Source organism: Pseudaminobacter salicylatoxidans (assembly GCF_003148475.1).
GTDB lineage: Bacteria > Pseudomonadota > Alphaproteobacteria > Rhizobiales > Rhizobiaceae > Pseudaminobacter > Pseudaminobacter salicylatoxidans.
In genome coordinates this window covers 28219-41705 of the sequence record NZ_QGGG01000022.1, presented here as the reverse complement: position 1 = coordinate 41705, position 13487 = coordinate 28219, and the positions used below count along the sequence as shown (strand labels likewise).

General features: G+C 65.3%; 13 protein-coding genes. 6 read left to right on the top strand and 7 right to left on the bottom strand.

Annotated features, from left to right (window positions below):
• Positions 1–242: 242 nt before the first annotated feature.
• From C7441_RS21860 to C7441_RS21850, 3 genes are all read right to left on the bottom strand, one after another.
• On the bottom strand, positions 243–1598 hold the full coding sequence (locus tag C7441_RS21860) for an ammonium transporter (protein WP_170125226.1): 1356 nt from the start codon (positions 1596–1598) through the stop codon (positions 243–245).
• An 85-nt stretch (positions 1599–1683) separates the two neighbouring features.
• Positions 1684–2022, bottom strand: coding sequence for a P-II family nitrogen regulator (locus tag C7441_RS21855; RefSeq protein WP_109614679.1), 339 nt, complete (start codon positions 2020–2022; stop codon positions 1684–1686).
• Positions 2023–2240: 218 nt separating this feature from the next.
• Positions 2241–3113: an acyl-CoA thioesterase gene (locus C7441_RS21850; RefSeq protein WP_109614678.1), complete on the bottom strand. Its 873-nt coding sequence runs from the start codon at positions 3111–3113 to the stop codon at positions 2241–2243.
• Between the two features lie 97 nt (positions 3114–3210).
• Between C7441_RS21850 and C7441_RS21845 the strand changes: the two genes are divergently transcribed.
• On the top strand, positions 3211–4455 hold the full coding sequence (locus tag C7441_RS21845) for a ubiquinone biosynthesis hydroxylase (protein WP_026060116.1): 1245 nt from the start codon (positions 3211–3213) through the stop codon (positions 4453–4455).
• Between the two features lie 284 nt (positions 4456–4739).
• Positions 4740–5258 (top strand): low molecular weight protein-tyrosine-phosphatase, encoded by a 519-nt coding sequence (locus C7441_RS21840; protein ID WP_109614677.1) that lies wholly within the window; start codon positions 4740–4742, stop codon positions 5256–5258.
• Here C7441_RS21840 and thpR read toward each other — a convergent pair.
• Both thpR and C7441_RS21830 read right to left on the bottom strand, forming a co-directional pair.
• Positions 5162–5758 carry an RNA 2',3'-cyclic phosphodiesterase gene (thpR, locus tag C7441_RS21835; protein WP_109614676.1) on the bottom strand — a complete coding sequence of 199 codons (597 nt, stop codon included), beginning with the start codon at positions 5756–5758 and terminating at the stop codon, positions 5162–5164. The two genes, C7441_RS21840 and thpR, sit on opposite strands and share 97 nt — an antisense overlap.
• A 112-nt stretch (positions 5759–5870) precedes the next feature.
• Positions 5871–6518, bottom strand: a complete 648-nt coding sequence (locus tag C7441_RS21830; RefSeq protein WP_109614675.1) for an arylesterase — start codon at positions 6516–6518, stop codon at positions 5871–5873.
• A 75-nt stretch (positions 6519–6593) separates the two neighbouring features.
• Between C7441_RS21830 and C7441_RS21825 the strand changes: the two genes are divergently transcribed.
• The 4 genes from C7441_RS21825 (at position 6594) to C7441_RS21810 (ending at position 11649) form a co-directional block, all read left to right on the top strand.
• Positions 6594–7289, top strand: a complete 696-nt coding sequence (locus tag C7441_RS21825; RefSeq protein WP_109614674.1) for an ABC transporter ATP-binding protein — start codon at positions 6594–6596, stop codon at positions 7287–7289.
• Positions 7290–7406: 117 nt separating this feature from the next.
• Positions 7407–9953 carry an ABC transporter permease gene (locus C7441_RS21820; protein WP_109614673.1) on the top strand — a complete coding sequence of 849 codons (2547 nt, stop codon included), beginning with the start codon at positions 7407–7409 and terminating at the stop codon, positions 9951–9953.
• A 220-nt stretch (positions 9954–10173) separates the two neighbouring features.
• Positions 10174–10953: a Bax inhibitor-1/YccA family protein gene (locus C7441_RS21815; protein WP_109614672.1), complete on the top strand. Its 780-nt coding sequence runs from the start codon at positions 10174–10176 to the stop codon at positions 10951–10953.
• Between the two features lie 123 nt (positions 10954–11076).
• On the top strand, positions 11077–11649 hold the full coding sequence (locus C7441_RS21810; protein WP_109614671.1) for a GNAT family N-acetyltransferase: 573 nt from the start codon (positions 11077–11079) through the stop codon (positions 11647–11649).
• Between the two features lie 62 nt (positions 11650–11711).
• Here the strand turns inward: C7441_RS21810 and C7441_RS21805 are convergent, their stop codons facing one another.
• On the bottom strand, positions 11712–12101 hold the full coding sequence (locus tag C7441_RS21805; RefSeq protein WP_109614670.1) for a DUF2794 domain-containing protein: 390 nt from the start codon (positions 12099–12101) through the stop codon (positions 11712–11714).
• Between the two features lie 436 nt (positions 12102–12537).
• The gene (locus C7441_RS21800; RefSeq protein WP_109614669.1) at positions 12538–13335 is read right to left on the bottom strand and encodes a DUF1223 domain-containing protein; all 798 of its coding nucleotides are present in this window, start codon (positions 13333–13335) and stop codon (positions 12538–12540) included.
• Between the last annotated feature and the right edge of the window lie 152 nt (positions 13336–13487).

Here is a 13487-nt window from a genome sequence, read left to right as displayed (position 1 = left end):
GCCAATCCAAGGCAAGTGTGGCAGATATGTCATAATTTCGGACCTGGTCGCTTTGGTCATTTTTTTCAGACTATACGGTCATTTTATTCATACCATCCAGATAGATAGCCTGTACCCAGGTTGATTCGATTCGCCTCGCGCATAAAAAGGAGGCCCGGAATGAACCGGGCCTCAAGCGTGTGGTCCGCTCCTTCAATCGGCCAACGACGGGATCTTTTTAGTCGGCCGCAACCGAGGCGTGCCTATGTGTGGTAGGCCACTTCGCCGTGCGAGGTGATGTCGAGGCCCTGGGATTCGGCTTCCGGCACCGGGCGCAGCCCCACCGCCAGATCCACGATCTTGTAGAGGATGGCCGAGACCACGCCGCACCAGACGACGGTGACGGCCACCGCGACGAACTGGGTCCAGACCTGCGCGCCCATGCTTACGCCTTCGGCATAGCCGACACCGCCGAGCGAGGACGAGGCCAGCACGCCGGTGCCGATGGCGCCGATGATGCCGGCAACGCCGTGGATGCCGAACACGTCGAGCGAATCGTCGTAGCCAAACCTGATCTTCACCACGGTGACGAAGTAGTAGGCCACCGCGCTGGCGATCATGCCGAGCACGATGGCGCCGACCGGGCCGACGAAGCCGGCCGCCGGCGTGACGGCGACGAGGCCGGCAACCACGCCCGAGGCGCCACCCAGCATGGAGGCCTTGCCGCGCACCAGTTTCTCGATCGCCGACCATGCGATGACCGCGCCGGCGGTGGCGGTGAAGGTGTTGATCATGGCAAGTGCGGCGCTGCCATTGGCCGCGAGCGCGGAGCCGGCGTTGAAGCCGAACCAGCCGACCCACAATATGCCTGCGCCGGTCAGCGTCAGCGGCAGGGCATGCGGGGCCATGTTGTCGCGGCCATAGCCGGCGCGCCTGCCGATCATGACGGCTCCGACGAGGGCGGCGATGCCGGCATTGATGTGGACGACAGTGCCGCCGGCGAAGTCCATCGTTCCCCAGTTGAAGAACAGGCCGGCACTATCCCACGCCATATGGGCGATCGGGAAATAGACGAAGGTGGCCCACAGCACCACGAAGAGGATGACGGCCGAGAATTTTATCCGCTCGGCAAAGCCACCGATGATCAGCGCCGGCGTGATGCAGGCGAAGGTCATCTGGAAGCAGATGAAGACATATTCGGGAATGCTGCCGCTTATGGATTGCGGCGTTACACCGGCAAGGAAAGCCTTGCCGAAGCCGCCCCAGAAGGGGCTCTGGCCGCCGCCGAAGGCGAAGGAGTAGCCCCACAGCACCCACACGACAATGACGACCGCGGTGATCATCGTGCACTGCATCAGGACGGAGAGGATGTTCTTGGCGCGCACCAGGCCGCCATAGAACAGCGCCAGGCCCGGCAGGATCATGAAGAGCACGAGCGCGGTCGAGACGAGCATCCAGGCGGTGTCGCCGGAATTGAGCGCGGGTGCCGCCGCATCGGCCGGCGCGGCCTCGGGCGCGGTTTCCTGCGCCAGTGCGGGCAGGACACCCAGCGCGGCCAGCGCCACCGGGCCGGTGAGGGCGGCGCGGGCCATTTGTGCAAAACAGGTTGGAATTCTCATCGAGGTCTCCATTCGGATGTGGTGGTGATCGACGGGTGCGTTTTCGCGGCGCAGCGCGCCGGCCGCGAGCGCGCAGCCGGAAATGTCAGAGCGCGTCGGTGTCGGTTTCACCGGTGCGGATGCGCACGGCCTGGTCGATGCCGAAAACGAAGATCTTGCCGTCGCCGATCTGGCCGGTCTTGGCCGCGCCGATGATCGCTTCGATCGCCTTGTCGACCATGTCGGTGGCAACCGCGACCTCGACCTTCACCTTGGGCAGGAAGCTCACCGCATATTCGGCGCCGCGATAGATTTCCGTGTGTCCCTTCTGGCGGCCGTAGCCCTTGACCTCGGTGACGGTCAGGCCCTCGATGCCGACCGCGGTGAGCGCCTGGCGCACCTCGTCGAGCTTGAATGGCTTGATGATGGCCATCACGATTTTCATCCGCTTTACCCCTTTGCTGTGCGCAATCCCGCGCGTGCATGACATCGCCGGGATGCGAGAGCAGCCGGTGAGTGTCTTGGGTAAATCAAGCTTCGTGCCAGTTCCGCCGAAGCAGCCCAGCCATTTGAAAATGCGTGATATTTTTCGCCTTCCCGATTGCGGATGGCAATCCGGGGCGAATAAGGCTGATTATAAAATGTGCAGGCTTTTGGATTTGCCTAATTTTCGGGCTGTCGAAGCCGGATCAGGCCTTCCTGCGCCACCGAGGCGATCAGCGTGCCGTCGCGCGCATAGAGCAGGCCGCGGGTGAAGCCGCGCGCGCCGGAAGTGGAGGGGCTGTCCTGCGTGTAGAGCAGCCAGTCGTCGAGCGGATGGCTGCGATGGAACCACATGGCATGGTCGAGGCTGGCTGCCTGGATGTCGCGGTCGAAGATCGCCCGGCCATGGGCGAAGGTGGAGGTGTCGAGCAGCGTCATGTCGGACAGATAGGCCAGCACGGTGGCCTGCGTGGCGCGGTTGTCCGGCACCGGGCCGGTGGTGCGGATCCAGATCTTCTGCTCCGGCGCCAGCTTCTCGCGGCTGGTATAGTGCTTCAGCACCACCGGCTTCATCTCGATCGGCCGGTCGCGCTCCCAATAGCGGCGAATGCCTTCGGGCACGGCGTCGCCGAAACGGGCGATCAGCTCCTGCTGCGTGCCCAGCGTTTCGGGCGCCGGCACGTCGAGCGGCATGGGGAACTGGTGGTCGAGACCGGGCTCGTCTTTCTGGAAGGATGCTTCCAGCGAAAAAATGGCCTGGCCGTGCTGGATCGCCACCACGCGGCGCGTGGTGAAGGAGCTGCCGTCGCGGATGCGGTCCACCTGATAGATGATCGGCACCTTGGTGTCGCCGGGCCGCATGAAATAGCCGTGCAGGGAGTGGACATGGCGGTTGGGCGCGACGGTGCGCTGGGCGGCTACAAGCGCCTGTGCTATGGTCTGGCCGCCAAAGACTCGCTGCCAGTCGAGCTGGGGGCTGCGACCACGATAGAGGTTGTGTTCCAGCTCCTCGAGGTCGAGAATGGCCAGAAGCTCTTGCATGGCCGCCGTCATGTCCGAAAACCTTCCAACAATATGTGTGCGGAAGGTTTCGAACGGACGTCCGGCCAAGTCAAGGCAAGTCGGAATCGAAGAGCTGGAGGTGAGGGCGATGGTCGAGAGGAAATCCGCGGACGACAAGCTGGCGCTCGATGTTCTGATCGCCGGAGCGGGCTATGTCGGCCTCGCCGCCGCCGTTTCGATAAAGCAGGCGCGGCCCAGCATGTCCGTCGCCATCGTCGATGCCGCGCCCGAAGGCGTCTGGCAGCGCGACACCCGCGCTTCCGCGATTGCAGCAGCCGCCTGCCGCATGCTGCGCCAGCTCGGCTGCTGGGACGAGATCCTGCCCGAAGCGCAGCCCATCACCGACATGGTCATCACCGATTCGCGCATCGCCGACCCGGTGCGGCCGGTCTATCTCACCTTCGACGGCGAGGTCGCGCCGGGCGAGCCCTTTGCCCATATGGTGGAAAACAAGGTGCTGAACGGGGCGCTGCGCCGCCGCGCGCACGAACTCGGCATCGACCTCATCGAGGGCATGGCCGTGCAGGCCTTCGAGACCGGGCTTGCCAGCGTCGCCGTGCATCTGGCCGACGGCACCTCGCTCGATGCGCGCCTGCTGGTGGCGGCCGATGGCGTCAAGTCGCGCCTGCGCGACATGGCCGGCATCAAGACCGTGCGCTGGGAATACGGCCAGTCGGGCATCGTCTGCACCGTTGCGCATGAGCGTCCGCACAATGGCCGCGCCGAAGAGCATTTCCTGCCCGCCGGTCCCTTCGCCATCCTGCCCTTGAAGGGCAACCGCTCGTCCATCGTCTGGTCGGAGCGCACGGAAGACGCCGACAGGCTGGTCGCCAGCGACGAGCTGGTGTTCGAGAGCGAGCTGGAGCAGCGCTTCGGCCTGCAGCTCGGCGAGCTGCGCGTGGAAGGCAAGCCGCGCGCCTGGCCGCTCGGGCTGACGCTGGCGCGCGACTTCGTGGCGCCGCGCTTCGCGTTGGCGGGCGACGCCGCCCACGGCATCCACCCCATCGCCGGGCAGGGCCTCAACCTCGGCTTCAAGGACGTGGCCGCCCTTGCGGAGACCGTGGTGGAGGCCGATCGGCTCGGTCAGGACATCGGCGCGCTCGACGTGCTGCAGCGCTATCAGGCCTGGCGTCGCTTCGACACGGTGCAGATGGGCGTGACCACCGACGTGCTCACCCGCCTGTTCTCCAACGATTTCGGCCCGGTTCGTGCGCTGCGCGATTTCGGGCTCGGGCTGGTGGACCGCATGCCGGCCATGAAGTCCTTCTTCATCCGGCAGGCATCGGGCCTGAGCGGCGACATGCCCAGGCTGCTGCGTGGCGAGGCGCTTTAGGAAACCCGGCGCTGCCGCCGGTCGGGGATTTGCCGCGAGGCTGCGACCGTGCGGGGGCGATCATATACGGCCGTGATCTACCCCCACTTCGCCTCTCGCGGATCAAATCCGGGGTCGGCACCTTTCCCCTTCAAAAGGGGAGAGGAAGGGAGCCAGGCTCGCGGACAGCATTTCCTCTCCCCCGTCGATCGGGGGTCCGAAGGACGGGCGAGACCCGCGGCTCGCCCCGGAATGGTGGTTTGCGCAGCAAACCGGAGCCAGACAGATAACAGGCCCAAGCCCTCATGACAGCACAGCCCAAGACCTCGATCCTGTTCGTCTGCCTCGGCAATATCTGCCGCTCGCCGCTGGCGGAGGGCGTGTTCGGCCATGTGCTGGAAGAGCACGGCACGCGTGGCGGCTTCCTGCTCGATTCGGCCGGCACCGGCGGCTGGCACATCGGCTCGCCGCCGGACCGTCGTTCCATCGCCGTGGCTGCCCGTAACGGCCTCGACATATCTGGCTTACGGGCGCGCAAGATCATGGCCGACGATTTTCACCGCTTCGATATTATCCTTGGCATGGACCGCGCGAACGTCGCCGATCTGCAGCGCATCGCGCCGGCGCCGACACGCGCGAAAATCCATCTCTATCTCGATTTCGCGCAGGGCCGGGCGAGCGATGTGCCCGACCCCTATTATGGCGATGCGAAGGACTTCGAGAATGTCTACCGCATGATCCGCAATGCGTCGGAGTCGCTGGCGGGCAGGTTGCCGGACCGCGCCCCGGCGCCGGAAAGCGGCCAGGCTTCCTCGACGATGTAAGGGCCGCCGCCGACCGAATCGCGCGACGACATCAGCACGAAGCGGCCGACCTTGAAGGGCGCGGCCGAGAAATTGCCGTGCGCCGACAGATATTTGGCGACGTCCAGCGGATTGGGGTTGCGCAGCCGCGCCAGCGTGACATGAGGCGAGAATTTGCGCGGGTCGGACGGCACGCCGAGACGCTGGCAGATGCGCTCGATCTCGGCCTGCAGCGCCATCAGGTCCGGCGAAGAGGCCACGCCGGCCCACACCGCATGCGGCTTCTTGGAGCCGAAAGCGCCGACACCCGAAAGCCTGAGCTGGAAGGCGGGACGCCGCACCCGGTCGAGCGCGCTGGCAATCTCGTCGGCCATATGGCCTTCGACATCTCCAATGAAGCGCAAGGTCAGGTGGTAGTTTTCGACGTCTATCCAGCGGGCTCCCGGAAGGCCTCCGCGCAGCAATGAAAGTGAAAGCGCTGCATCTCGCGGGATTTCGAGGGCGGTGAAAAGTCTTGGCATCGCAGCCTCCCCGAATCGACTTTCTGTACTTGAGCGAATCATTGTTTCCACATCGGGGCAACCGCTAATTCGCTCTCTCCACTCAACAAGCGTAACCGCTGCGGCCGGAAGGTTATCCGGCTTCGGCTTGCAGCGCGGCGGTTATCGCCTGTTCCACCACCGGCATCATACGCTCGACCATGCGGTCGATGCCGGCGGCGTTCGGGTGCATTCCGTCCTCCAGCAGCACGCTCTGATCTGCGGCGACGCCGTCGAGGAAGAACGGATAAAGCGCAACGTCATATTTTTGCGCGAGCCGCGGATAGATCGCATCGAACTTCCGCCCATAGTCGGCGCCGAGATTGGGCGCGGCGCGCATGCCGGCCAGCAGCACCGGGATGCCGCGTTCCTTCAGCCGGGCGATCATGGTGTCGAGGTTCTTTTCGCTGAGTTCGGGCGAAATGCCGCGCAGCATGTCATTTGCGCCGAGTTCGAGGATCACCAGTTGCGTTCCGTCCGGCACCGACCAGTCGAGCCGTGACAACCCGCCGCTGGTGGTGTCGCCCGAAACGCCGGCATTGGCGATCACGACATCGTGACCATCCTTGCGTAGCGCCGCCTCCAGTTTTTCGGGAAAGCTCTGCCCGGCATCGAGGCCGTAGCCCGCCATGAGGCTGTCGCCGAAGCCGACGATGCGGAACGGCTCCGCCACGGCGGGCTGCAGGGCCGGAAGGGAAAGGAATGCGGCAAAAAGTGCAATTATCAGATGTTTCAATGCCATGCCGCACCGCCCATATGTCCAGAAATTATGTCCAGAAATTCCGCCTTTTCCTTTCTCATATAGGATCGGATCGCCGTGACAGAAACCGTCATCGACCTGAAGGACGTCTCGCTGACCCTGGGAAGCGGGGCTTCCATGGTGCATGTGCTGAAGGGCGTCAGCCTTTCGGTGGCGTCGGGCGAGGCGGTCGGCATCGTCGGGCCGTCGGGCTCGGGCAAGTCCACGCTGCTCATGGTGCTGGCCGGGCTGGAAGGGGTCGATGCCGGCTCGGTGCGCATCGCGGGCGAGTTGCTGAACGGCAGGAGTGAGGACAGCATTGCCGCCTTTCGCGGCCGCAACGTCGGCATCATCTTCCAGTCCTTCCACCTCATCCCCAACATGACGGCGCTGGAAAACGTGGCGGTGCCGCTGGAGCTTGCCGGCCGCCACGACGCCTTCGAAATTGCCGCGCGCGAACTGGCGGCGGTGGGGCTGGCCGACCGCGTCACGCATTATCCGGGCGAGCTTTCGGGCGGCGAGCAGCAGCGCGTGGCGATCGCGCGCGCACTGGCGCCGGAGCCGCGCATCCTCATCGCCGACGAACCTACCGGCAATCTCGACCAGGCGACGGGCCGGCAGATCGCCGACCTGCTGTTCGACAAGGCGCGCGAGCGCGGCATGACGCTGGTGCTGGTCACGCACGATCCGGCCCTCGCCGCGCGCTGCTCGCGGCAGGTCGCCATGCGCTCGGGCCGCATCGAGGCGGGCGCGGCGGTTGCCGTCAGCGCGTAGGTCGAGTTTGATGGAAAAACGTCTCGCCCCTTCACACTCCCCTCTGACCAGAGAGGGGCAACGCAGAGCGCCTTCCTCTCCAGTCCGCGCACCGCTCGCCATCGCGGGGGCGTGCGCATGACGACGGCAAAGGCCTTGCGGCTCGCCTTCCGCTTCTCGCTGCGCGAAATGCGCGGGGGGTTGCGCGGCTTCCTCATCTTCCTCACCTGCATCACGCTCGGCGTGGCGGCCATCGGCGGCGTGAATTCCGTCGCCCGGTCGATCACCGCCGGCGTCGCCAGTCAGGGTCAGGTGCTGCTCGGCGGCGACCTGCGCTTCCAGCTCAACCAGCGTGAGGCGACCGCCGATGAGGCCGCCTATCTGGAAAGCCTGGGCGCCCTGTCGCGCAGCGCCAATATGCGCTCCATGGTGCGCCTGCCGGACGGGGCGGACCAGTCGCTGGCCGAGGTCAAGGCGGTGGATGCCGCCTACCCGCTGTTCGGCGCGCTGGAAACCGCGCCGGCTCTTTCCCGCGAAGACCTGTTCGGCGAGACGGGCGGCGTCTATGGCGCGGCGGCCGCCGATCTCCTGCTGGAGCGGCTCGGCCTGAAGGTGGGCGACCGCGTCATGCTCGGCAATGCCGTCTTCGAACTGCGCGCGACGATCGTGAACGAGCCGGACGCCATTTCCGAAGGGTTCGGCTTCGCGCCGCGCCTGATGGTGTCGCTGGAGGGCCTGCGCGCCTCCGGGCTCATCCAGCCCGGCAGCCTTGTCGAGCACGCCTACAAGATCCGCCTGCCCGATGGCGTGAGCGAAGCCCGGCTTGCCGATATCCGTACCGAGGCCGGCGAGAAATTTCCGCAGGCCGGCTGGAGCATCCGCACCCGCAGCAATGCGGCCCCCGCCCTTTCGGCCAATATCGAGCGCTTTTCGCAGTTCCTGACGCTGGTGGGCTTGACCGCGCTGGTGGTCGGCGGCGTGGGCGTGGCCAATGCGGTGCGCGCCTATCTCGACAGCAAGCGCGCGGTCATCGCCACCTTCAAGAGCCTCGGCGCGTCCGGCGGCTTCGTCTTCACCGTCTATCTGGTGCAGATCCTGCTGATCGCGGCGATCGGCGTGGCGATCGGCCTTGTGCTTGGCGCGCTGATGCCCTTTGCGGCGGCCGCTGCCCTTGCCAGCGTCATCCCCGTGCCGGCCGAAGGCGGCGTCTATCCCGGCGCCCTGGCGATGGGCGCGCTGTTCGGCTTCCTGGTGACGCTCGCCTTCGCGCTGTTGCCGCTCGGCCGCGCGCGCAACGTGCCGGCGACCGCGCTGTTCCGCGAGATGGGCTTTGGCGGCGGCCTGCCGAAGCTCGGCTATGTCGCTGCCGCTGGCGGGCTCGCCGTGCTGCTTGCAGCGCTCGCGGTGTGGTTTTCCAGCGACCGGCGGCTGGCGCTGATCTTCGTCGGCGCGGCGGTGTTTTCCTTCATCGTGCTGCGCGTGGTGGGGCTCGGCGTGCAATGGCTGGCGCGCCGCAGCCCGCGCGTACGCTCCACCGCGCTCAGGCTGGCACTGGGCAATATCCATCGTCCCGGCGCGCTGACGCCTTCGGTGGTGCTGTCGCTCGGCCTCGGGCTCACCCTGCTCGTCACGCTGGCGCTGATCGACGGCAATCTGCGCCGGCAGATTTCGGGCAGCCTGCCGAAGGATGCGCCCAATTTCTTCTTCGTCGACATCCAGCCGACCGAAGTCGATGCCTTCGCCGACCTTATCGCCAGGGAAGCGCCGGGCGGCAAGCTGGTGCGCGTGCCCATGCTGCGCGGCCGCGTGATGGCGCTGAACGGCGTGGAGGTGCAGAAACTGGACGTGCCGCCGGCCGGCGCCTGGGTGCTGCGCGGCGACCGCGGCCTGACCTATGCGAAGAACCTGCCGGAAAACTCGACGCTGTCGGCCGGCGAATGGTGGCCGCCGGATTATCAGGGCGAGCCGCTGGTGTCCTTTTCCGCTCAGGAGGGCGGTGAGCTGGGGCTGAAGCTCGGCGACACCGTCACCGTCAATGTGCTGGGCCGCAACGTGACGGCGAAGATCGCCAGCTTCCGCGAAGTGAAGTGGGAATCGATGGGCATCAATTTCGTCATGGTGTTCTCGCCCAACACCTTCGCCGGCGCCCCGCATTCCTGGCTGGCGACGCTGCTGACGCCCGGCACCGGCACCGCCGACGATGCGCGCGTGCTGAACGCTGTGACGCGCGCCTTCCCGGCCGTCACCAGCGTGCGGGTGAAGGATGCGCTGGAGGTCATAAACCACCTGATCGACCAGCTCGGCACCGCCATCCGCGTGGCCGCCGGCGTCGCGCTGGTCGCCTCGGTGCTGGTGCTGGCCGGGGCGCTGGCCGCCGGCAACCGCGCCCGCATCCATGACGCGGTGGTGCTGAAGACGCTCGGCGCCACGCGGCGCACGCTGATTGCCGCCTTTTCCCTCGAATATATGCTGATCGGGCTTGCGACCGCCGTTTTCGCGCTCGCGGCGGGTGGTGTGGCGGCGTGGTTTGTTGTCGCACGGGTGATGAAACTGCCATGGCTGTTCCTGCCGGAAGTGGCCGTGGTAACGCTGCTGATCGCGCTTGTCGTGACGGTCGGCGTCGGGCTTGTCGGCACCTGGAGGGTGCTGGGTCACAAGGCTGCGCCGGTGCTGCGGGAGCTGTAGCGTGCAAGGCGGCGGCCGGGCTGGCGGGCATCAAATCTTCGCAATCGGGTCGAATTTCGGGATATTCCCTGCAATCACAAGGGATTGCACCGTGTAACGGGTCTTGTTCTTGCCCAAAAGAATCATCATATTTGCCGTAGGCATGCTGGAGTCCCGCCAGCGGCGCCTGGGTTCGCAGGAAATCCGACACCCGACGGGGCAGAAGCAACAGAGGAAATCAATGGCTGACCTTCGCAACTATCAGACGCGCGTCGCGCCCGCGGGTTCCCGCGCCGACAGCGCGATCGACGAGGGCCTGCGCGCCTACATGCTCAAGGTTTACAACCTGATGGCGCTTGGCCTCGCAATCACTGGCGTGGCCGCACTGGCCACGATGATGATGGCCACCACCAACGATCCGGCGACCGCCGTCGCCACGCTCGCCAACGGCAAGATGCTGACCAGCGCCGGCGTGGCGCTCTACGGCTCGCCGCTGAAATGGCTGGTCATGCTGGCGCCGCTCGGTGTCGTGTTCTTCCTGAGCGCACGCGTCCACACCATGACGGTTTCCGGCGCGCAGACCGCTTTCTGGGTGTTCTCGGCCCTGATGGGTCTGTCGCTGTCGTCGATCTTCCTGGTCTTCACCGCGCAGAGCATCGTGCAGACCTTCTTCATCACCGCCACCGCCTTCGGCGCGCTGTCGCTGTGGGGCTACACGACCCGTCGTGACCTCACCGGCATGGGCACCTTCCTGGTGATGGGCGTGTTCGGCCTCATCATCGCCATGGTGGTCAACATCTTCCTGCAGTCCTCGGCGCTGCAGTTCGCCATCTCGGCGATCGGCGTTCTGGTGTTCGCAGGCCTCACCGCCTACGACACGCAGAAGATCAAGGAGATGTATTTCGAGGGCGACGACGTTCTGGTCGCCGGTCGCAAGGCCATCATGGGCGCGCTGACGCTCTATCTCGACTTCATCAACCTGTTCACCTTCCTGCTGCAGTTCATGGGCAACCGCGAATAAAGGCGGGATTGCGTGGCTTGCGGGCCACGAAACCGGAACAGGATCGGGGCGGCCAGGCGGCCGCCCTTTTCTTTTGCCGCACTCTTTGCTTAAATTCAGGCATGTAGCAAAGGTGCCTAAAAAATGAGCAGTACCACCATCCGCGCCGCCACGCCGGAAGACCTCGACGCCATCACCGCCATCTATGCCGACGCGGTGATCCACGGCGCCGCAAGCTACGAACTGGATCCTCCGACAAGGGAGGAGATGGCCGCGCGTTTCGCCGGCCTGCGCGAAGACGCCTATCCCTATCTGGTCGCGGAGCGCGACGGGAGCGTGGTCGGCTATGCCTATGCGGGTCCGTTCCGGGCGCGTCCCGCCTATCGCTTCATGGTCGAGAATTCGATCTATGTGGCGCCGGCGGCGAAGGGGCAGGGCATCGGCCGCCGGCTGCTGGAACGGCTGATTTCCGAATCAACGGCGCTCGGCTTTCGCCAGATGGTGGCGGTGATCGGCGATGGTTCGCCCGAAAGCCCGTCGGTGAGGCTGCACGAACGGGCCGGCTTCCGCCATAGCGGCGTGCTCGAAGGATCGGGCTACAAGCACGGACGCTGGCTGGACACGGTGTTCATGCAGTTCGAGATGAATGGCGGCAATCGCCTCGCGCCTGATCCGGCCTCGTTGCCGGAGCGCAATTTTGCGGCCAAGGGCAGGTAGTTCGCCAGAACAGGCGCTTTGCTGCCGCTCGCGCGGCCTGCCGATGCGCGGTGGCGACGGCCTCAGGCCTGGCGCACCAGCTTCAGCTTGTTGTCGAACACGCCCAGCACCCGCGCCAGCTCATGCCCGCGCTTGAGAATCAGGCCGCCCATCGCCACGACGCTGAAAGCGCCCTGCTTGCGCGCCAGTTTCGGGTCCTTGACGATCTGGTAAAGCGGGGTTTCGCTGGTCCGCCGGAACACCGAAAAAACCGCCCGGTCGGCGAGATGGTCGATGGCGTAGTCGCGCCATTCATTGGCGGCGACCATACGGCCGTAAACTTTCAGGATCTGATCGAGTTCGCGCCGGTCGAAGCAAACCGGCATCGTCTGTCTTTCACGTCTGGCTTCCTGAAGAGGGATCAATATTGCTGATTCCTCCCCACCCTCCCCTGAATTTGCGCGATTGCTCATCCAAGCGCCTCTCATGACAGTTCGATGAAAGACAGGGTCGCGCTTTCGCGCCTCAATTGCAAGCCCTGCCAACCGCTTCATGCAACTGCTGGTGGTCTCGGGGTCGGCAAACGGCAACCGCCGAGCGGCAAAACGGTCACGAACAGGCACGCCTTGTTTTCAATGGTGATTCCCCGCCACATTTCTGCCGCCTTTTATCCGCGATCACGCCCCAATGTCAGACGAACTTGTCATCGTTGCCTGAGACGGTTCGGTCCGGCACCGGCCTGTAAACCCCAAGCCCCCCGCCCACGGGTCTGCGTCGGATCGAACCAACCTCGGCCTCCTTGTGAGGAGCCGAGCGCGACGATCCCAAACCAACTGACCGGTGCCAGCAGTCACAGGCGCCGGTTTTTTCTATCCGCGCGCCACATCTCCCGCACGAAGCTTTCGCCGCTCACTGGGCGGCGGCGTTCTCGTGCAGCGAGGTTTCGTCCCCGGCGGCAGCCTTGCGGTAGATCGCGGCGCCGAGAATGGGGCCGGGCGCGCCATCCTTGCCGACGGCCTGCAACAGCACCGCGCAGCCGCCATCGGGCGGGATGTTGCCATCGGGAATCTCGTATTTTGCCGGCTCCCCGCGCCACACGCCGGCAGTTTGCACATTGGTCACCGCGTTCCAGTAGGTGATGGTGCGGCCTTCGTTCTCGCCCTTCTTCATGCCCACCGACTGCGGCGGCGCAAAGAAGATCAGCAGCACATGCGCCTTGCGCGCCGGCGCCTTGCCGGCTGCGCCGGTCTCGATCATCATGCTGTCGCCGGTCTCATGGATGGCGACATCGACACTGAGGCCTTCGCCGGCCTTGTTGAGTTCGTCGAAGGCATCGGCGATGTCGTCCCGCTTGGCGCCATTGACGTGGATGCGGCCATTGATCACCGCCTGCGGGGTGTAGACCGAGCGGGTGCCGAAGGCGCGCGAATAGGCATATTGACGATCGGTGCTGTCGGGATTGCTCAGCGTATCGCGCCAGCCCAGATAGTCCCAGTAGTCGACGTGATAGGCCAGCGCCACCAGATTGCCTTTGGTGGCGAATTCCTCGAACAGCTTGTCGGCGGGCGGGCAGGTGCTGCAGCCCTGGCTCGTGAAAAGTTCGATAACGCCGTCGGGGCGTGCAAGGTCGCGGGCGCTGGCAGCGGCACCAAGCGTCGGCAGCACCAGCGCCAACACCGCCAGGCGAGTGACAAAATACAATTTCATATCCGTTCCAACCGGTGCCGGCGAGACGCCGGCTTATCTTTGCCAAAACAATAGGCAGATGGCGACTTCAAGGTGAAGTCACGTTGCGGTGACAGACACGGGCGATCAGCGTGATAATCGCGTTATGTGCCTGAAATGAACCGGATTGGGGG

Excerpts from the sequence above, each read along its gene's own strand:
- C7441_RS21860 (WP_170125226.1), bottom strand. The coding sequence starts at position 1,598 with ATGAGAATTCCAACCTGTTTTGCACAAATGGCCCGCGCCGCCCTCACC.
- C7441_RS21855 (WP_109614679.1), bottom strand. The coding sequence starts at position 2,022 with ATGAAAATCGTGATGGCCATCATCAAGCCATTCAAGCTCGACGAGGTG.
- C7441_RS21850 (WP_109614678.1), bottom strand. The coding sequence starts at position 3,113 with ATGACGGCGGCCATGCAAGAGCTTCTGGCCATTCTCGACCTCGAGGAG.
- C7441_RS21845 (WP_026060116.1), top strand. The coding sequence starts at position 3,211 with ATGGTCGAGAGGAAATCCGCGGACGACAAGCTGGCGCTCGATGTTCTG.
- C7441_RS21840 (WP_109614677.1), top strand. The coding sequence starts at position 4,740 with ATGACAGCACAGCCCAAGACCTCGATCCTGTTCGTCTGCCTCGGCAAT.
- thpR (WP_109614676.1), bottom strand. The coding sequence starts at position 5,758 with ATGCCAAGACTTTTCACCGCCCTCGAAATCCCGCGAGATGCAGCGCTT.
- C7441_RS21830 (WP_109614675.1), bottom strand. The coding sequence starts at position 6,518 with ATGGCATTGAAACATCTGATAATTGCACTTTTTGCCGCATTCCTTTCC.
- C7441_RS21820 (WP_109614673.1), top strand. The coding sequence starts at position 7,407 with ATGACGACGGCAAAGGCCTTGCGGCTCGCCTTCCGCTTCTCGCTGCGC.
- C7441_RS21815 (WP_109614672.1), top strand. The coding sequence starts at position 10,174 with ATGGCTGACCTTCGCAACTATCAGACGCGCGTCGCGCCCGCGGGTTCC.
- C7441_RS21810 (WP_109614671.1), top strand. The coding sequence starts at position 11,077 with ATGAGCAGTACCACCATCCGCGCCGCCACGCCGGAAGACCTCGACGCC.
- C7441_RS21805 (WP_109614670.1), bottom strand. The coding sequence starts at position 12,101 with ATGAGCAATCGCGCAAATTCAGGGGAGGGTGGGGAGGAATCAGCAATA.
- C7441_RS21800 (WP_109614669.1), bottom strand. The coding sequence starts at position 13,335 with ATGAAATTGTATTTTGTCACTCGCCTGGCGGTGTTGGCGCTGGTGCTG.